28 protein-coding genes are annotated in these 26,748 nt (G+C 68.0%); 9 read left to right on the forward strand and 19 right to left on the reverse strand.

Annotation, left to right across the window (positions count from 1 at the left end; translation table 11 throughout):
- Positions 1 to 263: 263 nt before the first annotated feature.
- The 5 genes from FHX39_RS06705 to FHX39_RS22385 all read right to left on the reverse strand — a co-directional run bounded on the left by FHX39_RS06705 (position 264) and on the right by FHX39_RS22385 (position 5,659).
- Positions 264 to 689: a hypothetical protein gene (locus FHX39_RS06705; RefSeq protein ID WP_183337349.1), complete on the reverse strand. Its 426-nt coding sequence runs from the start codon at positions 687 to 689 to the stop codon at positions 264 to 266.
- A 228-nt stretch (positions 690 to 917) separates the two neighbouring features.
- The gene (locus FHX39_RS06710; protein ID WP_183337350.1) at positions 918 to 1,289 is read right to left on the reverse strand and encodes a hypothetical protein; all 372 of its coding nucleotides are present in this window, start codon (positions 1,287 to 1,289) and stop codon (positions 918 to 920) included.
- 824 nt (positions 1,290 to 2,113) lie between these two features.
- Entirely contained in the window at positions 2,114 to 3,025 is a 912-nt protein-coding gene (locus FHX39_RS22045) for an excalibur calcium-binding domain-containing protein (RefSeq protein ID WP_183337351.1), read from the reverse strand.
- Between the two features lie 478 nt (positions 3,026 to 3,503).
- Positions 3,504 to 5,051: a hypothetical protein gene (locus FHX39_RS06720; protein WP_183337352.1), complete on the reverse strand. Its 1,548-nt coding sequence runs from the start codon at positions 5,049 to 5,051 to the stop codon at positions 3,504 to 3,506.
- A 239-nt stretch (positions 5,052 to 5,290) separates the two neighbouring features.
- The gene (locus FHX39_RS22385; protein ID WP_408631498.1) at positions 5,291 to 5,659 is read right to left on the reverse strand and encodes a GNAT family N-acetyltransferase; all 369 of its coding nucleotides are present in this window, start codon (positions 5,657 to 5,659) and stop codon (positions 5,291 to 5,293) included.
- Positions 5,660 to 6,188: 529 nt separating this feature from the next.
- Between FHX39_RS22385 and FHX39_RS06730 the strand changes: the two genes are divergently transcribed.
- The 4 genes from FHX39_RS06730 to FHX39_RS06745 all read left to right on the forward strand — a co-directional run bounded on the left by FHX39_RS06730 (position 6,189) and on the right by FHX39_RS06745 (position 9,311).
- On the forward strand, positions 6,189 to 6,470 hold the full coding sequence (locus tag FHX39_RS06730) for a hypothetical protein (protein ID WP_183337353.1): 282 nt from the start codon (positions 6,189 to 6,191) through the stop codon (positions 6,468 to 6,470).
- Positions 6,471 to 6,715: 245 nt separating this feature from the next.
- Positions 6,716 to 7,090 (forward strand): hypothetical protein, encoded by a 375-nt coding sequence (locus tag FHX39_RS06735; RefSeq protein WP_183337354.1) that lies wholly within the window; start codon positions 6,716 to 6,718, stop codon positions 7,088 to 7,090.
- 255 nt (positions 7,091 to 7,345) lie between these two features.
- Entirely contained in the window at positions 7,346 to 7,789 is a 444-nt protein-coding gene (locus FHX39_RS06740; protein ID WP_183337355.1) for a hypothetical protein, read from the forward strand.
- A gap of 1,057 nt (positions 7,790 to 8,846) precedes the next feature.
- Positions 8,847 to 9,311, forward strand: a complete 465-nt coding sequence (locus tag FHX39_RS06745; protein ID WP_183337356.1) for a hypothetical protein — start codon at positions 8,847 to 8,849, stop codon at positions 9,309 to 9,311.
- A 236-nt stretch (positions 9,312 to 9,547) separates the two neighbouring features.
- Here FHX39_RS06745 and FHX39_RS06750 read toward each other — a convergent pair whose 3' ends face one another.
- Positions 9,548 to 10,141 (reverse strand): helix-turn-helix transcriptional regulator, encoded by a 594-nt coding sequence (locus FHX39_RS06750; RefSeq protein WP_183337357.1) that lies wholly within the window; start codon positions 10,139 to 10,141, stop codon positions 9,548 to 9,550.
- A gap of 189 nt (positions 10,142 to 10,330) precedes the next feature.
- Here FHX39_RS06750 and FHX39_RS06755 point away from each other — a divergent pair, with 189 nt between their 5' ends.
- From FHX39_RS06755 to FHX39_RS06765, 3 genes are all read left to right on the forward strand, one after another.
- Positions 10,331 to 10,951: a hypothetical protein gene (locus FHX39_RS06755; protein ID WP_183337358.1), complete on the forward strand. Its 621-nt coding sequence runs from the start codon at positions 10,331 to 10,333 to the stop codon at positions 10,949 to 10,951.
- Positions 10,952 to 10,985: 34 nt separating this feature from the next.
- Entirely contained in the window at positions 10,986 to 12,782 is a 1,797-nt protein-coding gene (locus FHX39_RS06760; protein WP_183337359.1) for an OmpA family protein, read from the forward strand.
- Between the two features lie 419 nt (positions 12,783 to 13,201).
- Positions 13,202 to 13,582, forward strand: coding sequence for a hypothetical protein (locus FHX39_RS06765; RefSeq protein WP_183337360.1), 381 nt, complete (start codon positions 13,202 to 13,204; stop codon positions 13,580 to 13,582).
- A gap of 122 nt (positions 13,583 to 13,704) precedes the next feature.
- Here FHX39_RS06765 and FHX39_RS06770 read toward each other — a convergent pair whose 3' ends face one another.
- Positions 13,705 to 14,502, reverse strand: a complete 798-nt coding sequence (locus FHX39_RS06770; RefSeq protein ID WP_183337361.1) for a nucleotidyltransferase domain-containing protein — start codon at positions 14,500 to 14,502, stop codon at positions 13,705 to 13,707.
- Positions 14,503 to 15,240: 738 nt separating this feature from the next.
- Positions 15,241 to 15,501 (reverse strand): hypothetical protein, encoded by a 261-nt coding sequence (locus FHX39_RS21035; RefSeq protein WP_232530590.1) that lies wholly within the window; start codon positions 15,499 to 15,501, stop codon positions 15,241 to 15,243.
- On the opposite strand from FHX39_RS21035, the gene FHX39_RS06775 reads away from it, so the two are divergent.
- On the forward strand, positions 15,492 to 15,983 hold the full coding sequence (locus FHX39_RS06775) for a beta-eliminating lyase-related protein (RefSeq protein WP_332836703.1): 492 nt from the start codon (positions 15,492 to 15,494) through the stop codon (positions 15,981 to 15,983). The genes FHX39_RS21035 and FHX39_RS06775 overlap by 10 nt on opposite strands.
- Here FHX39_RS06775 and FHX39_RS22390 read toward each other — a convergent pair.
- The 11 genes from FHX39_RS22390 to FHX39_RS06830 all read right to left on the reverse strand — a co-directional run bounded on the left by FHX39_RS22390 (position 15,952) and on the right by FHX39_RS06830 (position 25,907).
- Positions 15,952 to 16,086 (reverse strand): hypothetical protein, encoded by a 135-nt coding sequence (locus FHX39_RS22390; protein ID WP_408631499.1) that lies wholly within the window; start codon positions 16,084 to 16,086, stop codon positions 15,952 to 15,954. The two genes, FHX39_RS06775 and FHX39_RS22390, sit on opposite strands and share 32 nt — an antisense overlap.
- Positions 16,087 to 16,162: 76 nt before the next feature.
- Positions 16,163 to 16,609 (reverse strand): heme-degrading domain-containing protein, encoded by a 447-nt coding sequence (locus FHX39_RS06785; RefSeq protein WP_183337362.1) that lies wholly within the window; start codon positions 16,607 to 16,609, stop codon positions 16,163 to 16,165.
- Positions 16,610 to 16,658: 49 nt separating this feature from the next.
- Positions 16,659 to 17,495 carry a 3-keto-disaccharide hydrolase gene (locus FHX39_RS06790; RefSeq protein WP_198423281.1) on the reverse strand — a complete coding sequence of 279 codons (837 nt, stop codon included), beginning with the start codon at positions 17,493 to 17,495 and terminating at the stop codon, positions 16,659 to 16,661.
- Positions 17,496 to 17,535: 40 nt separating this feature from the next.
- Positions 17,536 to 18,603, reverse strand: a complete 1,068-nt coding sequence (locus tag FHX39_RS06795; protein ID WP_183337364.1) for a sugar phosphate isomerase/epimerase family protein — start codon at positions 18,601 to 18,603, stop codon at positions 17,536 to 17,538.
- 8 nt (positions 18,604 to 18,611) lie between these two features.
- Positions 18,612 to 19,787: a Gfo/Idh/MocA family protein gene (locus tag FHX39_RS06800; RefSeq protein WP_332836704.1), complete on the reverse strand. Its 1,176-nt coding sequence runs from the start codon at positions 19,785 to 19,787 to the stop codon at positions 18,612 to 18,614.
- The gene (locus FHX39_RS06805) at positions 19,784 to 20,683 is read right to left on the reverse strand and encodes a sugar phosphate isomerase/epimerase family protein (protein WP_183337366.1); all 900 of its coding nucleotides are present in this window, start codon (positions 20,681 to 20,683) and stop codon (positions 19,784 to 19,786) included. Before FHX39_RS06805 ends, FHX39_RS06800 begins: the two co-directional genes overlap by 4 nt.
- A gap of 106 nt (positions 20,684 to 20,789) precedes the next feature.
- Positions 20,790 to 21,674 (reverse strand): carbohydrate ABC transporter permease, encoded by an 885-nt coding sequence (locus FHX39_RS06810; RefSeq protein WP_183337367.1) that lies wholly within the window; start codon positions 21,672 to 21,674, stop codon positions 20,790 to 20,792.
- Positions 21,671 to 22,624, reverse strand: coding sequence for a carbohydrate ABC transporter permease (locus FHX39_RS06815; RefSeq protein WP_183337368.1), 954 nt, complete (start codon positions 22,622 to 22,624; stop codon positions 21,671 to 21,673). Before FHX39_RS06815 ends, FHX39_RS06810 begins: the two co-directional genes overlap by 4 nt.
- A gap of 32 nt (positions 22,625 to 22,656) precedes the next feature.
- Positions 22,657 to 23,979, reverse strand: a complete 1,323-nt coding sequence (locus tag FHX39_RS06820; RefSeq protein ID WP_183337369.1) for an ABC transporter substrate-binding protein — start codon at positions 23,977 to 23,979, stop codon at positions 22,657 to 22,659.
- A gap of 75 nt (positions 23,980 to 24,054) precedes the next feature.
- Positions 24,055 to 24,852, reverse strand: coding sequence for a hypothetical protein (locus FHX39_RS06825; RefSeq protein ID WP_183337370.1), 798 nt, complete (start codon positions 24,850 to 24,852; stop codon positions 24,055 to 24,057).
- The gene (locus FHX39_RS06830) at positions 24,849 to 25,907 is read right to left on the reverse strand and encodes a Gfo/Idh/MocA family protein (protein WP_183337371.1); all 1,059 of its coding nucleotides are present in this window, start codon (positions 25,905 to 25,907) and stop codon (positions 24,849 to 24,851) included. The genes FHX39_RS06825 and FHX39_RS06830 overlap by 4 nt, the downstream gene beginning before the upstream one ends.
- 110 nt (positions 25,908 to 26,017) lie before the next feature.
- Between FHX39_RS06830 and FHX39_RS06835 the strand changes: the two genes are divergently transcribed.
- On the forward strand, positions 26,018 to 26,641 hold the full coding sequence (locus FHX39_RS06835) for a TetR/AcrR family transcriptional regulator (RefSeq protein ID WP_183337372.1): 624 nt from the start codon (positions 26,018 to 26,020) through the stop codon (positions 26,639 to 26,641).
- Positions 26,642 to 26,748: the final 107 nt, after the last annotated feature.

Genomic DNA, 26,748 nt, shown 5'->3' on the forward strand with positions numbered 1-26,748 from the left:
GTCAGCAACTAGATGGCTTGAGCTACGACGTCGATCTACGATCGAAGCGGCCGAGTTCGCAGCGATGACCGTCTGGCCGGTAGCTGCGGTCCGCGCAAAGACGGGTGGTCAGTCCTGCTGAGCAGGTACCCGTACCAACACTCTTACTCAGCCTTCGACGCTCGCCGGCTCGATGACAGCCAGACAGAGCCGCGGATTGCATGATGGTCGGGTTGCGTGCTTCGCACGACGGACCTTTTACGACGAGCGGGTCGCTGGACCTCTCAGGAGCCGTCCCCGACTGCCTCACGGGGAACGTCAGCTGGATCGAGTAGACCGTTCCGCCGGAGCTTGAGGGCAAACTGAGCGCCCCGGTCGTGTCCATGACGGTTCGTGAAATCGCGGACCATCGCCTGGAAGAAGCGACGCATCCAACCCTGCGGGTCCGCCTCGTAGCGGTCGACCTCCGCCAGCCATACCTTCCGGTGTTCGCCGATTTCCTCACGGCGCTGGGCGGGAGCGCGGGTGAGTGAGTGCAAGGTCACCAGCCCCCGGGTGACGAGAGGCGTCTCGGAGTTAGCCTGGTCCAGAAGGGTCTCGGTGCGGTCGTGGATACCGACCAAGTCGCCTGGCGTTTCCAGTACCTGGTCCCATAGAGACCTGACCATCGCGTGGGTGACCTCGATGGGGTCTGTAGTTCTGTGGGTCATTTTCAGCGCCGTGTCGTGGCGGAACCGGTGAGAAGTTCTCTGCGGGTTGAGCGTAACCGCCGCACTGCTGCCGCCTGCGGTTGCCGGTCAGTCTGAGAGCACTTCGCAAGAGGGTCGTCTTGCGTGCTCCGCACGACGGTCGGCTTGCGTGCTCCGCACGACGGTCGGCTTGCGTGCTCCGCACGTCGGTCGGCTTGCGTGCTCCGACGAAGGTTCCTGAAAAGCTCGCTAAAACGTACCGAGCACCTCGGCCGCAAGCAGTCGTACGTGCGACCACTCCGCAGTAGTAACCAATGCATCCCGCTCCCAGAGCGATGCAAACTTCTCTCCCGACATCTCCTCGAGCGCGCGGTCGAGGGTCAGCAACGCCGGCATGGTCGCCGCTGGCAGCCACCCTGCGGTCACCCACTGGCTTACAAGTCGCATACCGTCGTCAAACTCGAGCGCCAGTTCGTCAACGTTCCAGCTCGCGATGGACAGGGCCCTATCCATCCATAGGTGTTGGTCGACAGCGGGGAGAGCCAGGACTGCGATGGAACGCACGAAGGAAGCGAGCAGTCTGGGGTGGGGCGGTGTCGTGTCGCTGATCGCGGTCTCCATCAAACGAGTGTCGCGCGTCGCAACGACTCCCGGGGCGCCCAGGACCTTGTTTCTCGGGTGCTCTGAAGAGGCCCGGCCCGCTCCCGGAGCTCAGTCGGTCTGCATGCTCTACAAAAGGGGCGGCTTGAGTGCTCCGCTCGACGGTCGTTCTGTGTGCTCCGCACGACGGTCGGCTTGCGTGCTTCGCACGACGGTCGGCTTGCGGGCCTCCGCACGACGGTCGGCTTGCGTGCTTCCGCACGACGGTCGGCTTGCGGGTGCTCCGCACGACGGTCAATTACCGGAGCGGTAAGTCTGCCCGTCGATCACCAGTCGTGTTGCAGCTCATGAGCACTCCGACGATGCGGTACCTGCTCAACGAACAGTAGGAGGTCGGCGCCGTCGGAACTACGCCACAGTTCTCCCACCATGATCGTGGGGACAGTGGTCCTGCCCTCGTAGTCCCGCAGGACCGCCGCGGTGACCATGTGCACCTTGACATCTCGCTTGAACCGCTCCGGTCGAACGACCACAGGAGGCGCGGAGCACTCCTGGACCACGAACCTTGTCCCTGCCTGGACTCGGCGATCTGCGTCGGACGGCTCAACCCAGTCGCTCACCCGGCGCCAGGAGCGACCGGTGTCGTCCACGAGCGACCCGTCAGCCGTGTACCGAAGTCCGCGCAGCACGACCCTGAGTGAACACGACGTTGGAGGCCAGCGGAGCCCGGCTCATGAGTTGCATGCTCCGCACGACGGTCGGCCTGCGTGCTCCGCACGACGGTCCTGCGTGCTCTGCACCACGTGGTGGTGCGGCGTGCCGCACGACGGCCCGGTCGTCTTGGCCTAAACCTTTTCGCAGGCCACGCCGTCGTGGTCGGGGTCGAACTTCTTGTTCTTCTTGTACGTCGGGGTGCTCCACGTCCAGTTGGTCAGGCCGAGCCCGACCTCGGTCGCGCCGTTCTTGCCGACACCGTGCTTGTAGACCTTGGTGAGAGCTTTGCAGCTCTTGTAGGCCTTCGGCTTGGGCCGCACGACGACGTGGACAGCCGACGACGTGGCGGGTGCGCTCTCCGAGCTGCCTGCGTAACGGAAACGATAGTTTCCCGACTTCGTCGCCTTGACCTTGGTCTTGAGGGTGCCGTTGCTGCTGGTCACCGACTTGACCTTGCGCCAGTCGCCACCGTCAGGGCGGAACTCGAGCGCCGTCTTGGCCGAGAACGGGAGGTCTCCACCACCGCGGTAGATGCCCGCGGTGACGGTGATCTTCTTGCCCTTGACTACCTCCTTGGGCGAGGCGTCCACGACGACAGTGAAATGGACCTCCGCCAGCGTCGGCGCCCCGTCGAACGGCAGCCCATAATCCTGGCTGGCCTGGCCCGGGATACTCACGCGGACCTCCACGCTGTAGTGGCCGGGCGGGAAGACGGGGGCGTCGTCGGGGACCGTGAGTCCTAGGCCGACCGGGAACTCGGTTTCGCCCGCGCAGGTGATCGCCTTGCTCCCGGTGGCCTGTGCGGCGCCGGCGGTGACCGTGACGTTGATGGTCGTCGGGTCGCCGTAGCAGGCGTACCGCAGCGCGATGCCGAGCTCTCGGGGGGTGTAGGCGAATGGACCGTCCTCGATGGCCACGGTCGCCGCAGGGCGGTCGGTGGGCGCCGGAGTAGGTCCGGCGGCCAGGGCCGGCGTGGCCAGCGTGGCCAGTCCGACGATCAGTGCTGCGGCCGCAGCCGGCAGGGTCAGGCGTCGAGCAGGCACGAGTACTCCAGCAGTTCCGGGAAGAAGATTGAGCGCACGGTAGCCGATCCTCGGTCTGGCGCGTCGTGTGCTGGCGGGCAGGTGACGTGCGATTCGCGAGAGCCAGCATGCTCCGCACGATGGTCGGCTTGCGTGCTCCGCACGACGGTCGGGTTGCGCGCCTCCCGGACAGCGGTCAACGTGCTGCTCAACGCCGCCACGAGCTGGTCGTCGAGGATCTACAGTTCGAAGCTGGACTCGCCCAAGGCGCGCCTATTCGATAAGGGAGCGTCCTGCCCGCAGCTGGTGAGGGTGGCAGTCCCGTTCGAGCCGGGCCGAGTCCGGGGAGCTCACGTTGCTGCGGGCGATGTCGGGGCTCCCGCCTCCGCCGTGTTCGCCAGCCGCTGAGCCCGCTTAGCACGACGGTCGGCATGCGTGTCCGCACGACGGTCGGCTTGCGAGACGCCAAGCAGGGCATGGCGTTCCCTGGTGGTCTTGCTCAGGCCGTGAAGGCCAGCATCGTAGCGGCGCTGGCGTTGCCGGTCTCGTCGAGGCTGTAGGCGAGCAAGGTGTAGCTCTGACCTTTGGTGAGGGTCGGGAGGGCTGCGGAGGTGGCGCGGCTGCTGCTGACCGGGTACCCGTTCAGGGGCGTCGCGTCGGTTCCGGTCCCGGGGACGACTCGGACGACGGTGGCGGCGTAGTCCTTCGACGAGGAGTGCGTCCAACGGGCCTTGCCGCCGGTGATCCGCAACTTGGTGGGCTTGGAGGGTGCGCGGGTGTCGTCGCGGTCTTGCCACTGGAGGCGGCCCTTGAGGGTGACGTGGTCGCAGTGCTGGACGATGTCGATGTCGGCCTCGGTCGGGACGTTGCGGGCATCGGTCTGGAAGTCGTGGATCGTGATGGTGCCGGCCTGGTTGTAGCAGCGGTAGTCGAGGAGGAAGCCGAAGACGTAGGGCTCCTGCGGGGTGACGTCTTCGTGGGTGGAGTAGGTCCCGGAGGTGAAGGGGCGAGGTCCACCCACCTCGATCTCGAAACCGTGAGGCTGGTTCCCGGTCTGGACGATTCCGCTGAAGCGGTACCCGGTCGTTGATGAGGTTCGGTCGTAGTCGGAGTCCACCGAGATGTCGCGGTAGGTGGTCTTCTTCTTGTCGTGGGGTGCGTAGGAGCCGGTGACGGTGAGCTTGGTGGTGCCGATCGCCGCCGCGCCGGCGAGGGACATCGTTACTGCCTGAGTGCCGGTGGGGACCTCGAGGACGGCGTCGCGCGGGCCCCCGTGGGTGGGCGAGAAGCCCACCTGCAGGGTGCAGCTGGCGCCCGGGGCCAGGGTGTGGTGGCTGCAGCGGTCCTTGCGGATCCGGTAGTCCGAGGTTGCGCCGCGGGTCAGGTCGGCCTTGCCGAGCTTGACCTTCGAGGTGCTGGTGTTGGTCAGGGTCTCCACGGCCCACAACGGGTCGGAGTGTCGACGTACCAGTGGCCAGCGCAGGGCGGTCGCGCTCGGGGAGACCACCGTCGAGGGTGCGTCCTCGTTCAGCCGTACCTCGCCGAAGACGGTGTTTGGTGCGAACGTGGTCGAGGTGATGAAGACGATGTCGAACCGGGTGAAGTGGCCGTCGCTGTCGGTGGCGAGGTCGAGGACGTCGAACTCGCCGTGCAGCGGCTCGAAGGCGCGGTCGGTGAAGTCGTCGATGGTCGGGTCGCCTGTGTCGGGGGACGGCTGGATGTTGGCGAAGACGCCGACGTGCAGTGGCCGTTGCACGCTGGAATCGAACTCGAGCTGCGGATAGGGGAAGTCGTCGAAGTCCCAGTCGACCCACAGTCCGTCCGCGAGCGTGCCCGAGACCTTGGCGGTTCGGGTTGAGTAGGTCACCGTGCCACCCGACCCGTTGTTCCGAGTCATGCTCGCCGTCGCCAACGACTCAGGTGCTGGAGCAGGGCCGTCGTCCGCGGCGGCCTTGGTCTGGTCGACGGCTCCGAGGAGCCCGACGAGCAGGAGCAGGGCAAAGACGAGTGTGCGTGCGCGAGAAGCAGCCGCGACATCGAGGTGCATGACGGGAGTGTGACAGCAGCCAAGGCTGCGCGGAACACAACGAGTTAATGTGCGACTCGTAGTCACCAAGTCCTGGTTACTGGCCCGTCGATACTGCTCGCGGCCGGCGGTCCGTGGTGTCGACAGCAGTCGTCGATATACCCCCCTGAGGTATGTCCGATAATCGAGATCAGGACGACGCGATGCTTGGCGGGCGTCTCCTCGAGCTTCAACGCGGCACGTTCCGCCGGGAGCCAAGGTCAGAGGTCTCGCACCGTCAGGAGGCTATGTCCGTGTTCCGACGACGGTTCGATGCGTCGCAGCTCGCGGAAGCCGAGCTTGGTGAGGACTCGCCGCGAGGCGACGTTCCAATCCCAGACGCCAGCCCAAAGACGCTTGTAACCAGCGTTCGCAGCCCAGCTGACCACCGCGTTGCCCGCTTCGGTCGCGTACCCGTATCCCTGCGCCAGGCGTAGGAGCTCGTAAGCGATTTCCGGCTCAGCGGACGACCCGTTCCCGTGTCCGTTGAGGCCGCAGTAGCCGAGCACGGCACCAGTGCTGCGGAGCTGGACAGCAAGCAATCTCGGTCCTTCAGCGTCTGGGTCTGATTCTGCGATGCTGCCGGCGATGTGATCAACCGTGGGGGACCGTCCACAAGGTGCCGGTGCGGCGGGACACGCGGGTCACGCTCCGTCCACAGCTGATGGAACACGGCTGCGTCGCTCGCCTCTTGGGGTCGCAGGACCAGCCGCTCAGTGCTGAGCGGACCGAGAACCTCGGAAGACGCCATCGGTCTAGCGTGCACTCCACTCAGGGCAGAGCACTTGAGGGTCGGCTTGCGTGCTCCGCACGACGGTCGGCTTGCGTGCTCTGCACGACGGTCGGCTTGCGTGCTCTGCACGACGGTCGGCTTGCGTGCTCTGCACGACGGTCGGCTTGCGTGCTCTGCACGACGGTCGGCTTGCGTGCTCTGCACGACGGTCGGCTTGCGTGCTCTGCACGACGGTCGGCTTGCGTGCTCTGCACGACGGTCGGCTTGCGTGCTCTGCACGACGGTCGGCTTGCGTGCTCTGCACGACGGTCGGCTTGCGTGCGTGCGATGTGGCCCTCGTGCCCGAGTGCTCGACGGTAGGGGTGGGGCCTTCTAGGGTTCGCGTTGTGATTGCCCCGCAAGGACTAACCGATCGAGGAATTGCGAGCGCCGACGATCAGGACCTGCTCAACCTCTACAGCGAGGTGATGGGCGAGTTGATGGAGAGACGTCGTGAGCAGCACCGAGACCACTGGGGCCCAGGGCAGGCTGCTCCGACCTCGCTGGTAGCGATCGACGATGCTCAGCTGAGGCGCGTCTACCAGCTCGTGCACGACGAGATAATGGCGCGCCAGGAAGTTCGTCCCGGGATCTGGGAGCCGCACGACGACGCGCCTGAGATGAGTTGAAGAAGCGCGTCCAGGCGTAGGTCGGTGGTTGCTTGCCGGTGCAACCGGCGGTGCGCCCGCATGTTCCGCACGAGGGTCGGCATGCGTGCTCCGCACGACGGTCGGCATGCGTGCTCCGCACGACGGTCGGCATGCGTGCTTCGCACGCGGTTGGCTACTGGGCGGGCTTCCCCGGCACGGACCACGCGTTACCGGTCCTGCGAGTGGAACGGGTCGCGTCCTGCAGGACAGATGACAATGGGTTGGTGGACGGGGACGATTTCGAGATGCGAGTCCGCGAAGGGGAGGCGCTGGCGGCCTTAGTCGGAGACGCAGGAGTGGACGAGCGGCTCCTGCACTTACTCCTTGATCCGTGGGACACGTACGTGACGTTTTGCACCGCGCTTGCCTTGCTGGCACGTCGCGACGATAGGGGCGTCGAGCTAGTCGTTAGGGCGGCTGTGTTGGCGCGAGACTTCAACACTGGCCAGTGGTTGTTCGACGCTTTCGGGGAGGTGTCGGCCGCGTCGCTGGGCGCCGAAGATCCCTTTCTGCGTCGAGGCCTGGGTGCGCTCACGAACAGCGATGACGAGTCACTCCGACTCAAGGCCATGGAGATCAGAGACTGGCTCGGCCTGTAAGAGTCACGTCGCCTGCCACGGCCGAGCGAACCAGAAGGGGCGACCTACAAGCGTCTCGCAGGACGGTCGTCCTGCGTGCTCCGCACGAGGGTCGGCTTGCGTACCCCAAGTGTCCGATTGGACGTCCACCTCAAGACGCATGATGAGCGGGCTGGAGGGCCATGATGTTGGCGTGTCGGTTCCCCGCCCATGGGCGCCTCGTCCGCCTATCTGGCAACTTGTCCTTGCGCTCAGTCGGCCTCTCACACTGTGCCCATGAGTTCCGCGACACCTGCTTCGCAGGTCAGCACGCCGCCGCTGCACGGGATGCAAGTCCTGAGCTCAAAGGCCCGGCTGCTCCTGCTCCTGCCTGCTGCGGACGCGATCTTCGTCGGTGGACTGATCGTCTATCTGCAGAGTGGGTCGCCGTGGGACCTTGAGTCGACAGGCCTGCTGCTATACAACCTGCTCTCACCGGTCGCACTGGCAGTACTTATTGTGCTGACTGCTGGCCTATGGCCGCGAGGGATGCCCGCCACCGCGGTGACCTGCGTGCTGTTCAGCGGTCTTCTCATCACTGCCATGCTCGACATGTTCAGCAACTCGACGGGCTCACTGCTCCTGCTGGTCCTACCGATTGCGTTCTGCGTCGCGCTGTTCCCGTTTGCCAGTCTTGGAGTCCTCGTCCACTGGCTTCGAGGCCGCTCAGCGCGCGGGTAGGCAAGGTGCCGTTTGCGCTCAGCACGAGGGTCGTTCTGCGTGCTTCGCTCGACGGTCGGCTTGCGTGCTTCGCTCGACGGTCGGCTTGCGTGCTTCGCTCGACGGTCGGCTTGCGTGCTTCGCTCGACGGTCGGCTTGCGTGCTTCGCTCGACGGTCGGCTTGCGTGCTTCGCTCGACGGTCGGCTTGCGTGCTTCGCTCGACGGTCGGCTTGCGTGCTTCGCTCGACGGTCGGCTTGCGTGCTCCGCAGGAGGGTCGTTCTGCGGCGACGGCCGCCCCGTCGGACGGACGGCTTACGACGCAGTGCCGCCCGTTGCCTGACGCCGTCAATCGATAGCCAAGATCGACGCCCACCGCTGCTGGTTGTGCTGAGGTGGGCGTCATGACGAAGGGCGGGTCGACCGCGCGACGCTCTCCTTTTCAAAGGTTCGAAGACTGGCTTCTTCTTCGTACGCAGTCTGCAGCGAGCAGCAGGGGCCATGGGATACAAGTGTTCCTAGCCACGGTCCTCGGAGTCGGTGTCCTCTTCGAGCTCGTGCTCACCTTGCGGACCGGGGTCTGGAGTCTCGCTCCGCTCCATCCGGCGATCTTCGTAACCGTGCTCCATCAGAGGGCTACGGAATCTCGGATACTTGGGGGACGACAGTTGGTCTCGGCGCGCGTCCTCGCGCTTATGGTCGCTGCCGCGGTGCTGACGACTGTCAGCGCTGTGGAGGTCTGGTCAGGTAGCGGCCCGGGCGAGAAGACTGCCGCGGTTGTAGCGACGGCCATGGCCGTACCTCTCACGGTAGGAATGCTGGTTCGACGAGCCCGCGCCGCGCCGGCTGCGAGCGCCTCGGATGAGCCCAGTAACTGATTGGTACTAACTGGCAAGTCAACAATTGCTGCGGTCCCTCAGCGCGCACCAGCGTGGTCGATCAGCTGCTCCGCGCGACTGTCGCGCAGCGTGCTCCCGACCACGGCCGTTTGTGATGACGGCTAGGGGGCGAAGTGACCTTGCTCTACCCCTCCGCGCTGAACGGCACCACGCGCTCGGACCATCAGCGACAATCTCACGGTGAGTTACTCCGGCGTCGTCAACGGTGTTGAGCTGACGGTCACCAAGGAGTGGTCTCGTCGCCCCCGAGTCACCCACCAGGGTCGCGAACTCACGCAGGACTCATGGGGCAACTACCAGTTCCATGACGAGAACGGCCAGCCCGCGCAGCTACGTGTGGCCTACCAGTGGTGGGAGCTTCGACCCAAGCTCCAGATCGGCAGCCAGACCGTGTTCCTGGGTCGGTCCATACCGACCTGGGTTCGGGTCGCCTTCTTGGCGTTCATCGGCTTAGCAGTGGTGGCGGGCGGGGGTCTTGGCAGTGGACTGGCGCTGCTCAGTACCTGGGGAAGCCTGACCCTGCTCCGTCAGGAGGACCGTCGCGCCCGACATGTGCTTGGCGCGATCCTTCTACCGCTGCTGGCCGTAATGGTTTGGGGCGTGGCAAACGCTCTGCTGCGCAGCACTCTGAGCCGTACGCGCTGAGGCCGCGACCACGACTGGCATCTGTCCGCATGAGGGTGCGTTACGTGTTCCGCACGACGGGATGGGTTGCGTGTTCCGCACGGCGGGTCGGGTGTGCCCCCGCACGGCGGTCGTTCTGCGTGCTCCGCACGACGGTCGTTCTCTGTGCCCCGCGCGGGGGTCGGCCTGTGTGTGCTCCGCACGACGGTCGATTTGGTTGCCCGGCCGAAGAAGTAGTGCTCGCTTCTCCAAGGGGATTACTCGGAGTCGAGTAGTTCGTTGACTTGCGTCAGGGCAGCATCCAGGTTGCGGGCGAGCACCAGTTTGCCGGTGCTGGAGCCGCTGATGGCGACGCGGACCCAGGTGCCGTCGATGGTGGTGTCGTGGTGGGTGAGGTTGAGCAGGCCGCGGCCGCGGAATGCGGGGGTGTCGATGCGGTAGCCGCCGAGGAGGGTGTCGACGTCGACGAAGACCTCGGCGCTCCAGACCAGCTCATCTCTGGCGTCGTCCGTGGTGTCGCGGCCCGATCCGCGCCCTCGGAGGGGCTGGATCGTGAGGTGGTGGCCCTGTTGGGCCAGTTCGACGGCGCCGGTGTAGAGGGCCTTGTCAGGGGTGAGGTTGTGCCAGGCGGCGTGCCAGGTGCCGTTCAGGGGCGACAGGCCGCCGGCGAGCTCATCCATGGTGATGCGGAGCTTGTCGGCGAGGCGGCGGGCGATGGCGAGGGTGGGCTCGGTCTCGCCCGTCTCGTAGCGGTTGATCTGCCGGGTGTCGACACCGATCTCGCGGGCGAGCTGGGCCTGGGTGAGGCCGAGCTTGACTCGGTTGACCCTGATCGCGTCCGGGGTTCCCACCCATCTACTCCTGTCGTCCTGTGGATAAGCGGCATCTACGTCTAGTAGGTGGACGCTCTGTGCTCTACGGTGATTTTCACGTCCAGCGGGTGGACGTGAACGACACTAACGGACCCTGCCGGGTCCGGGAAGGAGCGAAGGATGCGAACTCGACTTCTTGCGGGACTTGGCGGGGCAGCGGCTCTACTGATGGCCGCGGGGTGCGGCGTCCCCACCACGACGACCACCCCGGAGGCAGGAGCGAGCCAGCCGACCGGAGAGCAGACCCTGGTTGCTCCCGTCGACCCGATCGATCCCTCCGGGCCGACCGGTCCTGCACCTTCGGCGTCCGAGGGGCCGGGCACGACGAGCCCCGCGCCCGTGCCGTTGCCGTCGGGTTCGGCGTCGACGGGGGACCAGCCGGTCGCGACGCGACCGGGTTCGTTCGACAAGGACAAGGTCGTCGCGACGCTGTACCCGGTGCGCCGGACTGGGCAGACGGCGTCGGTGAATCTCTACATCGCCGCGCAGGACCCGGACGGCTCGTTCATGCTGCTGAACAGCCTGGGCGACGGGAACACCGAGACGTCGTCGAAGGCGCTCACCTCGGTCGACGGGGTCCGCCTCGTCGACCCGGTGGCGAAGAAGGCGTACCTGCCGGCGGTCACGGCAGACGGGCAGTGCGTGTGCTCACCCGACGACGGCGCGACCGGGGAGGTCCGCAGCTCGGTGTGGGTAACCGTGACCTTCGCCGCCCCCCCTGCCGAGCTCACGATGATCAACGTCACTGTCCCGACCTTCGGCACCTTCACCGATGTCCCGGTCCGCTGACGCCGTGCCCGCTGCTGGAACCAGCGGGCACGGCATGACTTTGTCCCCCGCAGTGCGCGCCGCTGGGGCCCTCGCCGCGGGCACCCTGCTGCTCGGCATCCCGACCGTCGCCTTAGCCCTTCCGGCGGGGGTGTCAGCGCCCGTGGTGGACGTGGAGGGGCCGGTGCTCGCGTTCTACGCGGGTACGGCGGAGGTGGACGGCAGCACCACCCTGGAGCCGACGAAGACAGGCACGAAGTCGCGGCTGGACTGCACCATCCTGTTCGGCAAGGACAGCGACGTCCTCCGGCCCGGCGCGCGCGACCGCCTGCGCCGTTTGGGCGACCAGCTCCGTGCCCAGGGTGCCGGCCGGGTCGAGGTCACCGGCTACACCGACGACCTCGGCAGCGCCGCGCACGGACTCGACCTGTCGGAACGTCGTGCCCGCCGTGTCGCAAACGAGCTACGCCAGGTCCTCCCCGCCAAGCAGTTTCCCGCCGTGGTCCGTGGCCTTGGCGAGGCTCATCCGGCCGTGCCCAACACCAGCAAGGCGAACCGGCGCAAGAACCGCCGCGTCGTGGTCACCCTCACGCGGCCGGGCACGACTGCACCCCCTGCCCGACCGAGCACCCCTGAGCCGAGCGCAGCACCACACCCCACGCCGACCGCGACGGGGACGACTCCTGGCGCCGCAAGTCCCAGCCCAAGTCCGAGCGTCTCGCCGGCGCCTGCGTCGACCTCGGAGACACCCGCCGCTGCACCACCATCTCCCGCACCGCGCGCATCGCCCACTCCTGCGGAGTCGACCGAGATGCCTTGGCCCTGGATCGGTGGAGCCGGCGCGGCGTTCATCGGGCTTGGTGGGCTCGCCGATGTCGTCCGCCGTCGGCGAGCTCGCGGAACAGCGCAACCCAGCTCGGCGACAGTCGGGACAACGGGCCCTCCCCGGCACGAGACGAACGGGGCGACGACAGTCGGATCGCTCTTGGCAGGCCAGCAAGTCAGCTCCGCCGCTGCCTCGACTCCCACAGCTGGCGCGAACGTCGACGCTTTGCCGACGCCTGTCCCTCCGGCCGGCGCTGCTCCGCCGGAAGCGGCCGCAATGCCTGTGGTGGCGGAGTCGGCGACGACGCTCGGCGCGCCCGACGAAGATGCAGCATCCGGTTCGTGGCTCGAGGCGGCGCTGGCAGCCGACATCGCGGCGTGGCGCTCGAGCGACACATATCGGCCGCGGTTGAGCGTGCTCGGTCCGGTGCACGCCCGAACCCGCGGCCAGGCCCTGGCCCGTCGCCGCCCGTACTACACCGAACTCTTCGCCTACCTCGCAATGCGCCCGCACGGCGCGACCGTCGACGAGATCGCCGACGACTTCAGCCTCACCCCGGCACGGGTCCGTACCGACATGAAGATCCTGCGCGACTGGCTCGGGGTCGATCCGGCCAGCGGCAACCCCTTCCTGCCCGACGCGCGCACGACTGCCGCTGCCCTGCAGCGTGGGGTCGCGGTTTACCAGCTCGATGGCGCCCTTTGCGACTGGCACCTGTTCGAGCGACTCCGGGCCGCCGCGGCCAAGACAAAGGACGGAAAGGAGAAGGCCGACGCGCTGCAGGGCGCTCTGGAACTTGTCACCGGCCAGCCGTTCGATCGTGCGCGGCCCGCCGGCTGGGGCTGGCTCTTCGAGGGCGATCGTGTTGATCTGCATGTGACGAAAGCCGTCGGAGACGTCGCGGTCGAGCTCGTCGGCTATCACAGCGGGCGCCGCGACGACGAGGCCACTCGACGCGTCGTCGAGGCACTTGCCAAGATCGACCCTGTCCAGGCGCACGCGATCACGACGGAGGCCGCCTCGTGAACGATCCTCGAGATGATGCGAGGTCCAGTGGCTCCGGGCGCGGCAGGCACGTTTCCGCGCCGCTATACCTGGTCGGCCAGCCGCCAGCAGGGGTTGTCTGCTGCCGGTGCGACGAGCTGATCGACGACGCGGAGGCGGTGAACGTCCCGGGGCTGCGGGCTCGGGGCTGGAGCCACCGAGCGTGCCTTCCGGACTGGCTCCTCCTGCCCTGAGCTTCTGGCGGCAGCGCGGATGGCCCTCGAGCTGCGAAGAGCGACCACTTGCTCGACCGCACCGCCGAGCGGCTTTGCCCGGGTCGTTGCTCGGGCGGACGGGCACGTGTCATTGCCGAGGCGGTTGGGCGGAGTCTTGCCCACGCTGCGCGTTGTTGGCGCAGACGGGGTTTCAGCAGATTTCTGATCGAGGGTGAGGAGACGGTAGTGCCCGCAGGGAGATCGGGACTGGTCCCGTCTGAGGTGATCGCGGCTGCGCTGCCGTTGCGCATCGGGGGATACGCCTTGAACGACCCGATCTTGACGTTGTTCGGGCTCAGCTGGTCGTTGAACATCTCCTGCCCGTGGAGCGTTCCTGAGCTGGGGTTCAACGCGGACACGCCCAACTCAGGTGATCGCGTGCCGGAATTGGTGGGCCTCGACCTGCTTCGTCTCGACGTCGTCGAAGGACGCCTGCCCGCGTTCCAGTTGTCGGCGGGCGTGAGCATCGTCGTCGATGACGCGGACGACCCGAACGACGAGCCCTGGGTCATGAGCCTGCCCAGCCTGGTCATTACCGCCGGCACCCAGAGCCCCTACTGGTCCTAAGGGCCGCCGAACCTGCCGCCTGTACGACCTGTGGTTCGTGTCGTTCCCGCGCGCAGGGGACCCAAGAATGCAGATCGGGCGCGTGGGCTGACCACTGCGGGGTGCGCCGTGCCGGAGCGTTGTCAGGTGCTCGGTTCGACGCGGGCCAGCCGGCTGATGACTCTCGTCAGGTCGAGCGATCCCGGTAGGTGCTGGCGCTCGGCCTCGGCTAGAAGCAGCCCGATCAGCTCCTTGAAGCTGCGCTGCAGACTGCGTGCTTCGACACCGACCGGCAGGCTGGCCGCCAGCGCGGGCAGCAGCTCGGAGGGCAGCCGGTCGACGCCCCGTCCTTCGCCTACCGGTAGACCGAGGCGGCGGCAGTACAGCCCGACGACCACATCGCGTAGGGAGTTGAGCATCCACAACGCTTGCCAGACCCGGCCGCGCCCCAGGGCCGAGCGGGCGTGCAGCGCATACAACCACCCCATGCGGAACGCGGCCATCGCATCGCCGTCGACCTCCGTCGAGCCCACGGCCGATACCTCGACGGGCAGCTCACCGAACAGGACCTCGACGGGCAGCTCACCGAACAGGACCTCGACGGGCGCACCGAAGGCCAGCGTCTGGTCGTGAGGCCAGAACGACAGATCGACCTGCAAGGTCGAGCCGAGCAGCAGGACCCGGTACAACGCACCGGACGCGCGGAGGTCGAGATGGTCGACGACCAGCTCCGTCTCGGCGACCCGGCCCGTCCACCGGTCCGCCGTCTGTACGACGTCGGCGCCCGGCGCGAGCCGCAGCGCCAGGTCGATGTCGGACCAGCGATCCTCCTCGCCCCGCGCAGCAGACCCCAGCAGCGCGGCTCCAACGACCAGCTGATCTGATCGTGCGGCGGCGACGAGCCTGCTCAGGAGCGCCTCACGTGCTGCGACGTCGAACACCACGTCAGCCTCACACAGCCAGTTGCCGCGGAAATCACGGTGGGTAACACCACTGACGACAGCAACGGTTACCCCCGCCGCACGCCGGCAGGTCAGGACGTGAAGGGAACGCCTCGCCGCTCGGCTTCCGCACGCCGAAGCGGGCGGCCCTTGGCCCGCAGGTATCGCGTACGCACGGCGTCGGTCGACATGTCGTACCGCTCGGCCAGGCGTGAATACGTCCAGCCACTCTCGCTCAGCTGGACGAGTTCGGGCAGGTCGACGGGCGGGGCCGGTGTCGCGAGTGGTCGCCCGGACGGTCGGACCGGAAGGCCCGCCGTCTTGAAGCGCCGAGCGAGGTAGGTGGCCGAGTAACCGAGCTCTGCACCGACCCGGGAGAAGCTGAGGCCCGCTTCGTACAGGCGCCGAGCCCGATCGAGGTCGAGTGTGGAGGGCCTGCTCGTCACAAGCCGCACCCTCCCACAGCCACTCGAAGCACCCGGCACCTCCGTCTGTTCGAATACATGTTCGATTAGTCTCGGAAGGTGGGTCAGCGTCGGATCGACCGGACCTGGCCTGTCCGGCGTCATCGAACTTGTCAGCAGCTCCTTGCTCAGATGACAGCTTGCGTGCGTCGGGATGCGCTCCGCATGTGTCAATGATCTTGGCAGTAGCCGGATTCTGTGTCACTCAAGTTGTCAGTACCGGATGATCTTGGTCGTACGCGGAGAGGTCTTGTCGGCCCGATGCGAAGCGGGGTCAGCGGGAGTTGATGAGCTCCGAACCGATGACCTCCAAGAAGCTGTCGACGTCGGCCTCGGTCGTGTCCCACGCCGTCATCCACCGCTCCTCCTCGCGGGTGCGGTCCCAGTCGTAGAAGCGGGACGCTGGCGGATCCGGTCGGCCACCGCCGGCGCCAGGCTGGCGAAGACCGCGTTCGCCTGGGTCGTCCGCGTGAAGGTCAGGCCCGGCAACGACCGCCACGCCGGCCTCGAGCGCCGTACGCAGCCGTGCCGCCATCGCGTTCGCGTGCCGCGCGCTACGTAGGCCGAGGTCGTCCTCGAAGAGCGCAAGCAGCTGGGCCGAGGCGTCCCGGCGCCGGGCGGCAAGTTCACCCCGAGCTCGTCGAGCGGGAGGCCTGGGGCTGGGGCGACGACCACCGGGCGCAGCCGCTCGCGGTGAGCCGCACGCAGAGCACCGAGCTCGGCACGGTCTACAGCCCCGACGAGATCCGGGCGGTCGCCGACCTCGCGCACAGCCACGGCATGGCGGTGCACCTGGACGAAGCGCGGATCTGGAACGCGGCCGCGGGGCTGGGCCTGTCGTTCGCCGCCTTCACCAGCGAGGTCGGTGTCGACGTCCTCACCTTCGGCGGCACCAAGAACGGGCTGCTCGGCACCGAGGCTGTCGTGGTCCTCGAGCCGGCGCGGGCGAGCGGGCTGGTCTACCTCCGCATGCTGACGATGCAGCTCACGAGCAAGATGCGCTGGTCAGCAGCTTGAGCCCGGTCACCCGTTCCGGCGCCCCGGCCTCGTCGGTGTGGAGGTGTGCTGTGTCCGAGCAGACGACAGAACCCCAGCGCGGCAGCACGCTCGTCAGGCCGATGACGTCGGCCCCGGTGGCGTTGAAGACGGGGAACGTCTCGGCCTGCTCACCTAGCTGCGCCGGGTTCTACTGGGTTTCAGCCCGGTGATGCCTGGGCTGTGGCCGCTGTGCGTAGCGCGCCCAGGGCGCGTTGGTGGTCGTCGATCGACGCTAGCCCGGAGACCGCGAGCACGCCGACCATCGCGCCCTGGACCCGGATGGGGACCGCGCCGCCGGTCGGCGCGTACTCGCCGGCGGGGAGTCCGAAGGCCGCGTGGAACAGGGCTGGGTCGGCGCCGACGTAGGCCTGCCCGACCTCGTGCGAGGACCGGTCGAAGTGGCGGACGACGCGGGTCTTGCGCATCGCCCACGCGTCGTTGTCCGCGCTGGTGCCCGGGAGAGCCGCGTGGAAGGCCCGCTGCTCTCCGAGGTGGATGCTGATCGTGACGGGAAGCGACTCCGCCCGGCACATGGCGACCAGGGCGCTTCCGAGCCGCCATGAGTCGTCGTGGGTGAAGGTGGCGAAGTCAGGTTCGTCGGGCACGGTGAGATCCTCGTCGTCCTGGTGGGCTCGGGTGGTCGGCAGTGGGCGGTCAGCTGTTGGTGAACAGCTCCTTGATCGCGATGTTGCGCCAGCGGCACCGGGCGCCGCGTCCCCACCGGCCTTCGCCGAAGCGCGGGTCGTTGTCGTGGACCTCGAGTGCGAGGTGCCCGGACCGTCCCAGGAAGCCTGCGACCTCGTCGGCGTCGTAGTGGGGGACCTGCAGTGTCGCGAGGTCGATCTCGGCGACGAGGACGTCGTTCACCCAGGTCGTCACCGTCGGCCGGTCGCCGACGCAGCGGATCCGCAGGCTGTTCCAGTCCTCGAAGCGCCAGTGTTCGAGGAACTCCTGCGGGTCACCGCGGCGGGTCAGCATGGCGGGCTTGTCCGGCGTCATCGGCTCGAGGCTTGTGCCAGGATCCTCGACGACCAGACGGACGGGGCGTCCGTCGCCGCCGTGGGCGACGTCGAGGACGAACGGGACGGCGTGGAAGCTGCCGATGCCGTTGCCGAAGAAGCCACCGATCGAGCCGGACTTGCGGTGGTCGACCAGGACCTGGAGGCCGTGCCAGCTGTCGGGGCGTCGCCGGAGCATCACGCCGGTGTCGGCCGGCCAGTCAGGCCTCATCTCGAGCTCCAGCTCGAAGTCGGTGTAGCTCTGGTCGGACACTAGGTAACCGCCGTAGCCGGCCAGCGCCGGGTCCTGGAAGCCCTCGATAGCGCCGTCCACGACCTCCCAGTGCGCCGGGTGGGCGTTGGCCAGCGCGTCGTAATCCGGCGGGAGCTCGGGCAGCGCGGTCCTGATGCCGGGCCCGCCGGGCCACAGCGAGCCGTAGCTCCGGGGTGCGGCGTGCCAACCGCTCAGGGTGCGGCCGTCGAACAGGCTCATAAAGCCACGGTCGTCGGGTGTGGTGCTGGTCATGTGGTCGTCAGGCTCCGTCGTCGTCGGGCGTGTGGTCGCGGGTGGCGAACGCGGCGTCGAACGAGGCCGCGGAGGGGGTGATCGCGTTCAGCTGGCGTACGAGCCCCAGAGCCTCCGGGGCACCGTCTAGCCGATCCATGCCGGCGTCCTCCCACTCGATGGAGATCGCGCCGGTGTAGCCGATGTGGTTGAGCATGCGGAAGATGTCCTCCCAGCGGGTGTCGCCGCGACCGGTCGAGATGAAGTCCCAGCCTCTTCGCGGGTCGGCCCAGGGCAAGTGCGAGCCGAGACGGCCGTTGCGGCCGTTGTGCATCCGGACCTTGGTGTCCTTGCAGTCGACGTGGTAGATCCGGTCGCGGAAGTCCCAGAGGAACCCGACGTAGTCCAGCTCCTGCCAGACCATGTGGGAGGGGTCGAAGTTCAAACCGAAGCCGGGTCGGTGGCCGATGGCGTCCAGCGTCGCTACGGTCGACCAGTAGTCGTACGCGATCTCGCTGGGGTGCACCTCGTGGGCGAACCGGACGCCGACCTCGTCGAAGACGTCGATGATCGGGTTCCAGCGGTCGGCGAAGTCGGTGTAGCCCGCCGTGATCACCTCGTCGGCGACCGGCGGGAACATGGCGACGTAGTGCCAGATCGCGGAGCCGGTGAAGCCGACGACGGTGTCGACCCCGAAAGCGGCGGCCGCCCGGGCTGTCGTCTTCATCTCCTCGGCCGCGCGCCGCCGGACCCCCTCGGGGTCGCCGTCGCCCCAGACGCGGGGGTGGACCATCTGCTGGTAGCGCGAGTCGATGATCGCTTCGCAGACAGCCTGGCCGTTCAGGTGGTTCGAGATCGCCCAGCAGCCCAGACCGTAGGAGGCGAGAATGTCGCGGCGCTCGGCGACGTAGGCGTCGTCTTCGGCGGCGCGGGCGACGTCAAAGTGGTCGCCCCAGCAGGCGATCTCGAGACCGTCGTAGCCCCACTCCGACGCCAGCCGGCACACCTCGGTGAACGGCAGGTCGGCCCACTGCCCGGTGAACAGCGTCACGGGCCGGGCCTGCTGGGCCTCGGCGCGACCGGTGGCTTCTCTCATGGTCGTCCTCATCTCGGTTCCATCCCGGCTACGTCGACCCATCCGCCGGTCCGGGCGGAGGTGAGCGTGGCGTCGCAGATCCGGGCGGCGCGGAGGCCGTCGGCGAAGGTGGGTAGCCCGTCGCGGGTCTCGCCGCGGATCACCGCGTACGTGTCGGCGACGAAGCTCTCGAAGCACTGGGCGTAGCCCTGCGCGTGGCCGGCGGGCAGCGAGGAGAGCCGTCGCTGCTCGGCCGAGCCGTGGTTCGGGTCGCGGTTGAGCACGGTGGCGCCGTCCTCGGCACCGACCCACAGATGCTCGGCGTCCTCCTGGTCGAACACCGCGCTGCGCCGCCCGCCGTCGACCTCGAGCCAGAGCCGGTTCTTGCGTCCGGCGGCGAGCTGGGAGATGACCGCCGAGCCCGCGACACCACCGACGGTGCGGAAGAGGATCAGGGCGCTGTCCTCGGTCTCGACGTCGACCAGCGGAGCATCCGCTCCGGTGTCGGGCGCCGTCGCGCTGAAGCTGGCGGCGGTCGCGGCCGGCCGCTGCGGGATGCTGATCGAGGTGGTGGCGACCAGCGACGCGATCCGGTCCCCGGTCACCCACTCGGCCAGGTCGCACCAGTGCGAACCGATGTCGCCGAACGCCCGTGACGGGCCGCCGAGCACCGGGTCGACCCGCCAGCTGGTCGAGGTCGGGGACAGCATCCAGTCCTGGAGATAGCTCCCGTGGACCAGGTTCACAGCGCCGAAGCCGGCGTCGCCGACGACCGCCCGCAGCTCGCGCGCCATGGGGTGGAAGCGATAGGTGAACGGCATCGTGTTGACCATGCCGGTCTCGGCCGCTACCGCTGCGGCCTGCTCGGCGTCGGCCACGCTGACCCCGAGGGGTTTCTCGCAGACCACGTGCTTCCCGGCCCGCATCAGCTCCACCGCGTACGGGACGTGCGACGCGTTCGGGGTGCAGACATGCACCACGTCGACGTCGGAGGCCGCCACCTGCGCGAGGTCCTCGTACGCGGTGGCGACGCCCCAGCTCGCGGCCACTTCGCGGGACCGCTCGGGACTCGATGCCAGCACCCCGACGAGATCCGCCCCGGCCAGCAGCACCGCCCGGCGGTGCACCTCACCGATCATCCCGGCCCCCAGGACGGCAACCCGCAGCGGGCGGTCCCGCCCGCCTCGGCCCGAACCGCTGGTCACGCCCGACCGCGGGAGAACGTGTCCGCGCCGAGGTGCTCGGCGACCCAGCGACCCGAGATCTGGGTGGATTCCAGGTTGGTGGGGGCCTCGGGGACGTCGACCTCGACGATCAGCCAGCCTGCGAAGGCGTCCGGCAGTGCGCCGATGGCCTTCTCCAGCTGCACGTCGCCGCGGCCCGGCTCGGTCCAGACAGTGAAGTCGACGCGGGTCGCCTGGGTGTAGTCGGCGCCCGCCTCGCGGGCGGCGTGGGCCTGGTCGAGGTGGACGTCTTTCAGGTGCACCGCCGCTATGCGGTCGGCGTAGTCCGTCATGACGGCGACGGCGTCCATCCCCGCCCAGCTGAGGTGGCCGGTGTCCGGCCCGAAGCCCAGGACCGAGGCCGGGATCCCGTCGAGGGCGGCGCGGACCTCAGACTCCACCTCGATCCAGCTGCCGACGTGCGGGTGGAGCGCGGGCCGCACCCCCTCAGCGGTGATGGCCTCGGCCGCCTGCCCGAGCCGGTCGATCACCCGGTCCAGGGTCGCTGCGTCGAAGCCGGTTCCGACCGCTGGCTCGGCTCGGCGCAGCTCGGAGAGGTGGTCGGCGATGAAGACCTCGGTGTTGCCGAGCGCGGCCTGGACGGCGGCGTGCCGCTTCGCCGCCTCCACGATCTCGCCGGGGTCGTCAGCGGCGAAGTGCCGGGCGAAGTAGCCCGGCGCTGGGCGCAGGCCGAACTCCGCCAGCAGGGCGGCGTACCCGTTCGCGTCGAGGTCCGCGGGAGGGTCGGCATGGATCCCGGTGAAGGGGGTGGTGGCGATCTCGGCGAAGGCCGTTCGCAGGATCGGCACACTGAGGTCGAAGCCGTCGGCGGTCAGCACCCAGGGAAGGGGGTTGAGGCCGACACGGTAGCTGCTCATAGGAGATGAGTCCTCAGGGTCTGGTGGAGCTGGAGATCGAGGTCGGCATGGAGGTTCGCCGGGACGACCGGGCCCGCGCGGTGACGCGGGCCCAGCGTGGTCGGGCTCAGCGGCCGGCGAGCGAGCCGCCGATGCCCCCGACGCTGAAGTACTTGTTCAGCACCGCGAACAGGACCGTCGGGGGGAGGAGCATCACGACGGAGACCGCCATGACGGAGCCCCAGTCGGTGGCGTTCTGCTGGAAGAAGCTCTGCAGCCCGACCGGGAGGGTGAAGACGTTGCTGGACTTGAGGAAGACCAGCGCGACGAGATAGTCGTTCCACGCCACCAGGAACGCGAAGATCGCCGTCGACAGGATCCCCGGCAGGGAGTTGCGCAGGATGATGCGGACGAACCCGCCGAAGACCGACGCCCCGTCCACCCAGGCTGCCTCTTCGAGGGTGTGCGGGATGGAGTCGAAGTAGGCCGCCATCATCCAGGTCGCGACCGACATCGTGGAGCCGACGTAGACGATGACCAGACCGATGAGGTTGTCGGCCAGCCCGATCTTCGCAAACAGGATGAAGAGCGGGATGACGGCCGTGATGATCGGCAGCGACTGGATGATGAACAGCAGCAGGGAGTATCCGGCGACGGCCCTGCTGCGTCCGCGCGAGAGGACGTAACCGGCTGGCGCCGCCACGGCGACCGAGATCAGGACGGTCACGACGGTGACGCCGAGGCTGTTGACCAGCCAGGTCAGGACGTCGGAGCTGGCGAAGATGTAGGAGAAGTTCCCCAGCGTGAAGAAGCTGCTGCTGGTGCTGAACGATCCTGGCCGGATGGAGAGGAACAACGTCACGTAGATCGGGATCAGCACCACGACCGTGATGACCAGGAGGAGGCTGAAGCGCCCCCACTGTCCCTTCGTGCCCGGTTCGGCGCTTCCCTTGACGGTGAGCTCCTTGACGGGGACCACGGCGGGGTGCCCGCCGACCTCGAGCGCGGTCATGCGGTCTCACCCTTTCGGATCTGGCGGTAGAGGACGGTGGAGATGATCACCAGGACGATGGTCATCAGGAACGCGATGGCCACCCCGGGCCCGGTCTGGAAGTCCTGGAAGACGGTGCGGTAGGCCAGCACGACCAGCGACGACGTCGCCGTGACAGGTCCGCCACCGGTGAGCAGGAAGATGGTGGGGAAGTCGTTGACGCAGAAGATCGTCATGAGGATCCAGCTGATGTACGTCGACCGGCTGACGATCGGCAACGTGATCTGGGTGAGCTGCTGCCACTTGGTGGCGCCGTCCATGTTCGCCGCCTCGTAGACGGTCGTGTCGACCGAGGCGAGCGCGGCCGAGGTCATCAGCATCATGAACGGAAAGCTGACCCAGACCTTGAAGACGCAGACGGTGATCGCGGCGAGCGTGGGGTCGGCGAGGAACAGCAGCTGACCGAAGCCGAGACGCTCGGCCAGCGCCGGGACCGGGCTGCTCGGGGTCGCGACGAGCCAGTTCCACGCCGTCGACGACACCACGATGGGCACCACCCACGGCAGCATCAGCAACACCTTGAACACCGTGCCCCCGGGGATCCGGGTGCGCAGGAGCAGGGCGAGCGCCAGCCCGATCAGCCAGCTGCCGAACACCCCGACCAGCGTGAAGATCAGGGTGAAGCGGGCCGCCTGCCAGAAGGCCGGCCGGGTCAGGACGTCGGTGTAGTTGGCGAACCCGACGAACTTCCCGGTGATGATCAGCGAGCCCTTGTGCAGCGACTGGTTCGCGGCGTAGATCAGCGGGTAGGCGTTGATCAGCAGGAGCAGGACCACCGACGGCGCGACCAGCAGCACCATCGTGATCGCCCCGCGGGACAGCTGCTTGTTCTTGCCGTGGTGGAGGGGCGCACCTGGACCGGCGACACCGACCCCCGTGGCGGCCCGCCTGAGACCGGTGGTGGTCGCCATGACCTAGCTCCCGTCCGCAAGACGCCGCCGGGTCACTTGATCGCCTGCTCGATACCGGACTGCAGAGCGGTCAGCGCCGTCTTGGAGTCGGTCTTGCCCTGTAGCATCGTCTGCGCGAACTGGGTCAGCGCCTGCCCGCCGTCGACCGAGGCCAGCCCTGCGAACAGCTTCGTGCCGGTCGCTGCGTAGGTCTTGCCGAGCGGGACGTACTCCTTGGTGGCCTTGGCCAGGTTCGCGTTCTTGGTGACCGCCTCGGAGGTGGCGATCGACTTGAGCACCGGGACGCCGTTGATCTGGCCGGAGTCCCAGTACTGGTGGATGTTCTGGAGGTAGTACGTGACGAACGCCTCCGACGCGGCCTGGGACGGCGTCTTGGTGTACATCATCACGCTGTTCACGAAGTACAGGGTGGCCTTGTCGCCGTGCGGTCCGGCGAGCGGCGAGATGACCTCGATGTCGCCCTTCACCGCGGCCGCCGACGCGTCGAGCCCGGCGGTGTTGATCCCGATCCCGGCCTTCTTCGTGCTCCACTGGTTGTTCAGGTTGTCCGACGTGTAGCTGACCGCACCCGCGTCGATGATCCCCTCGTTCGCCAGCTGCTTGACGAAGTCCATGGCCTCGATGTTGCGGTCCGTCACGCAGGCCGGCGTGCCGTCCTCGGTGAACAACCCCCCACCGTTCATGATCATCATGGCGACCATGGTGTGCGAGCCGAGGTTGTTCCCGGCACCGGCGCCGGTGGCGAAGCCGGAGACGCCGATCTTCTTCAGCGCGAGGCCCGCCTTGAGCAGGGAGTCGAAGTCGGTCGGCACGTCGGCCCCGGCCTGGTCCAGCAGCTTGGTGTTGGCCCACATGACGCGCGCGTCCAGCTGCCAGGGCACGGCGGCGATCCCGTTGTCGGTCTTGTTGGCCTCGGCGATGCCCGGCAGGTAGTCGTCGTACATGCCGTTGGACTTCCAGCTGGTCAGCAGGTTGTCGGCGTACGCGATCGCACCCTGCTCGGCGAACTGGAACGGCTGGAACCCCCCGCCGGTGGAGACCGCGGGCCCCGTGCCGGACGCGATGGCCGAGGCGTAGGTCTGGTAGAAGTTGTTCCACGGGATCACCTGGTACGAGGCCTTGTTGCTCATCCCCGAGGGGACGAATGCCTCGGTGATCTTCTTGCCGAGGTCGTTGTACGCCGTCGTCGCCCACGGCTGGTCCCAGAACTTGACCGGGTCCGAGCTGCCGCCGGCGCTACCGGTGTTGCTCGACCCGGACACGTTGCACGCGGCCAGGGTGGGCACGGCGGCCGCCGCGGCCGCGAGCCCCAAGAAACCGCGACGACCCATCGAACGCGAGGTAGATCCAGTCATGTTCTGCTCCTTCTGCATGCGCCCGGTCGCGGGCGGCTCTTCGTTGAGGGTGGAAGGTGCTAGGAGGCTCGAGGCCTAGTCCTCGTCGATCTGGAAAGCGGTTCGGGCCGTCTCCCTGTCGGACGCGAAGTCGTCGAGGTCGTCAGCGGCGGACTGGGTGGACAGCAGGGTCCGGACCCGGCGCCAGGTAGCGCGGTGCCCGGACTCGTACAAGGTCGGCGCGAGCGTCGCGCCGTGCGGGTCGGTCATGCAGAGCCGTGCGGGCTGAGCGGTGACTCCGCTCGGGATGCTCAGCTCCACGCTTCCGTCGTCGGTGAGCAGTCGGACCCAGGCGCCCTCGGCGACAGCACCGGTGCAGACCAGTTCGAGGTCGACCGGGTGGCCTGCGGCAAAACCCTCGGCGGCGTAACCGTGAAGCGACCAGGTCAGCAGCCTGACCTCGCTCATTGGCCCGATCAGCGTGCGGACCAGGGCGAGCTGGTCGAGCAGCGCGGCCTCCAGAGCAGTTCCGACCCGAGAAATCGTCTGAAGCTCGAGGCGGCAGGCCCGGGGAAGTGCTGCGGTGAACGTCGCGGAAGCTGACGCGATGATCGGGTTTGCCGCCCAGGCCGAGTCCAGCACCACGAGGCCCTGCCGGGCTTGGAGAGCCGAGACATCAGCCGGGCTCGGATGCACCACGACGACAGCCGAGGCGCCGGCGTCGAGCGCAGCAGCGGCCGCGGCCGGCCACTCCTTCGATCCGCTCACGACGACGAGGCCGCCGTCGGCGGTGGATCCGGGCGCGTACGACAGCGGCAGCGAGGAAAGCACAGCGTTGACCCCGGCCCCCGCACCGACCCCGGCGGGCGCGTGGACAACGACGGGAGCGCTCACGCGAGGACCCTCTCGCGCTGCCCGGAACGGATCAGCAGGGCCGAGGCGTCGGCCACCGCGACCGCGAAGCGCAGGTCGTCGATCAGCTCGGCGGTGCGCGGCGGTGCCTTCCCATCCCGCACGATCGCGGTGATCTCGCGCCACTCGCCCTCGTAGCCGTTGTGGGTGGCGGGTCCCCAGGTCTGGGAGGACTCTGCCGACCGCAGCGTGGCGACGGCCGACCCCGCGTGGACGTAGGAGGGGGAGAACTCGAGGTGCAGGGCCGAGCTGTCGCTCCAGGCCTCGAGCACCCACTCCGGTTTCCAGGTCGCTGACATCGCGGCGTGGAGCACGACCCGCTTGCCCCCCGCGGTGAGCACTATCTGGTAGCCGAACGGCGTGAGTGGATGGGCGCTGTGGACCACTAGGTCGTCGAACGACGGCAGCATCGTCCGAACCAGCGGGAGGTCGTGGATCGCCAGGCCCATCACCCCGGCGTGAACCAGAGCGGCCTGAACCTCGGGGTCGTCGAGGTCAGCAGCCGAGCGGGACGGTCGCGTGATCACTTCGGTGGCGAAGTCCTCGAATCGCGGGTTGGGTGGCAGGACGACCGACGAGCGGATCGTGTGGCTGTCGGCGGCGAACGAACCCCAGTGCGCTGTCACGGAGGACCAACCGGGATCGAAGGTGTGCATCGCACCCACCACGATCGGCACCCCGGTCTCAGCGGCCACCTCGGCGATCTCGCGCGCCTCGGCACCCGACATCGCGAACGGCTTCTCGCAGAGCACGGCCTTCTTGCCGGCCCGGCAGGCCGCGATGACCTGAGGGGCATGGAACTGGTGCGGGCTGCAGATGGCGACGACGTCGACACGAGGGTCGTCGAGCAGCGAGTCGACCGACGTCGAGGCCCTCGCCCCGACCCGGCTGGCGACCGACGTGGCGACGTCGCCGTTGGTGTCGGCGACGTGCACGACCTCGAACTCGTCGCTCAGCCGGGCCAGCGTCGGCAGGTGGATCGCCTGTGTCACGGGACCTGCCCCGACGAACCCCACCCCGAGTCTCGTGCTTGGCATCGTTGCCCCCACTGGTCGTCATCAATGTGATCAGTCGTTCATGATTCACGAAGAGTAAACGGCTGATACGGTTTCGTCAACGACTCCCTCAGAAAACCTCAGGTGGTGTCATGTCGACTCCGTCCGTCGCCCGCGGCCCCTACCGCAACGGGATCCGCCGTCGTGAGCAGATCGTCGCCAAGGCGTCGGAGGTCTTCGGCGAGCTCGGCTACGTAGGTGGTTCACTGCGGACGATCGCCGAGCGGGTCGGGGTGACGCCCGCGTCTCTCCTGCAGCACTTCGGCAGCAAAGAAGGTCTTCTCGAGGCGGTGCTTGAGGACTGGTCCGAACAGACTGGAGCGCAATACCTCGGCACCGACCTGCACGGCCTCGCGGCGTTCGAGGCGTTTCGCGAGCTGATGGCCTTCCACCTGGAGCACCGCGGCCTCCTCGAGCTGTTCTTAACCATGGCCGCCGAGGCCACGAACGTCGCCCACCCGGCCCGTCGCTTCATCCAGCAGCGCTACGCGTCCGGGCTTGCACGGCAAGCCCATGCACTGAGTGAAGCGCGCGACACCGGTGAGGTGGGACCGCTGACCGACGAGCAGATCGGGGCCGAGGCCTCCATGTTCTACGCGGTCCTCGACGGCCTGGAACTGCAGTGGCTGCTTGATAGCCGCGTCGACCTCGTCGGCCTGTTCGACCGCTACCTCGACAGCGCCATCGCCCGTTGGCGGATCGGTCTCCCCGAGTAGGACCGACGTAAGAACCACTCGACATCTCCTGCAGCCCACACCCGACCCCGAGGAAGAATCCGCATGCCACTCGCCCTGCCCGCCCCTCGCCTCATCGGGCCCGGATC

The sequence above is a fragment of the Microlunatus antarcticus genome (assembly GCF_014193425.1).
GTDB lineage: Bacteria > Actinomycetota > Actinomycetes > Propionibacteriales > Propionibacteriaceae > Microlunatus > Microlunatus antarcticus.

Bases quoted from the DNA above. Each gene is read 5' to 3' on its own strand.
- FHX39_RS06705 (WP_183337349.1), bottom strand. From the start codon at position 689: ATGACCCACAGAACTACAGACCCCATCGAGGTCACCCACGCGATGGTC.
- FHX39_RS06710 (WP_183337350.1), bottom strand. From the start codon at position 1,289: ATGGAGACCGCGATCAGCGACACGACACCGCCCCACCCCAGACTGCTC.
- FHX39_RS06720 (WP_183337352.1), bottom strand. From the start codon at position 5,051: ATGCACCTCGATGTCGCGGCTGCTTCTCGCGCACGCACACTCGTCTTT.
- FHX39_RS06740 (WP_183337355.1), top strand. From the start codon at position 7,346: ATGAGTTCCGCGACACCTGCTTCGCAGGTCAGCACGCCGCCGCTGCAC.
- FHX39_RS06755 (WP_183337358.1), top strand. From the start codon at position 10,331: ATGGCCGCGGGGTGCGGCGTCCCCACCACGACGACCACCCCGGAGGCA.
- FHX39_RS06760 (WP_183337359.1), top strand. From the start codon at position 10,986: ATGACTTTGTCCCCCGCAGTGCGCGCCGCTGGGGCCCTCGCCGCGGGC.
- FHX39_RS21035 (WP_232530590.1), bottom strand. From the start codon at position 15,501: ATGGCGGCACGGCTGCGTACGGCGCTCGAGGCCGGCGTGGCGGTCGTT.
- FHX39_RS06790 (WP_198423281.1), bottom strand. From the start codon at position 17,495: ATGAGCCTGTTCGACGGCCGCACCCTGAGCGGTTGGCACGCCGCACCC.
- FHX39_RS06795 (WP_183337364.1), bottom strand. From the start codon at position 18,603: ATGAGAGAAGCCACCGGTCGCGCCGAGGCCCAGCAGGCCCGGCCCGTG.
- FHX39_RS06805 (WP_183337366.1), bottom strand. From the start codon at position 20,683: ATGAGCAGCTACCGTGTCGGCCTCAACCCCCTTCCCTGGGTGCTGACC.
- FHX39_RS06810 (WP_183337367.1), bottom strand. From the start codon at position 21,674: ATGACCGCGCTCGAGGTCGGCGGGCACCCCGCCGTGGTCCCCGTCAAG.
- FHX39_RS06815 (WP_183337368.1), bottom strand. From the start codon at position 22,624: ATGGCGACCACCACCGGTCTCAGGCGGGCCGCCACGGGGGTCGGTGTC.
- FHX39_RS06820 (WP_183337369.1), bottom strand. From the start codon at position 23,979: ATGACTGGATCTACCTCGCGTTCGATGGGTCGTCGCGGTTTCTTGGGG.
- FHX39_RS06830 (WP_183337371.1), bottom strand. From the start codon at position 25,907: ATGCCAAGCACGAGACTCGGGGTGGGGTTCGTCGGGGCAGGTCCCGTG.
- FHX39_RS06835 (WP_183337372.1), top strand. From the start codon at position 26,018: ATGTCGACTCCGTCCGTCGCCCGCGGCCCCTACCGCAACGGGATCCGC.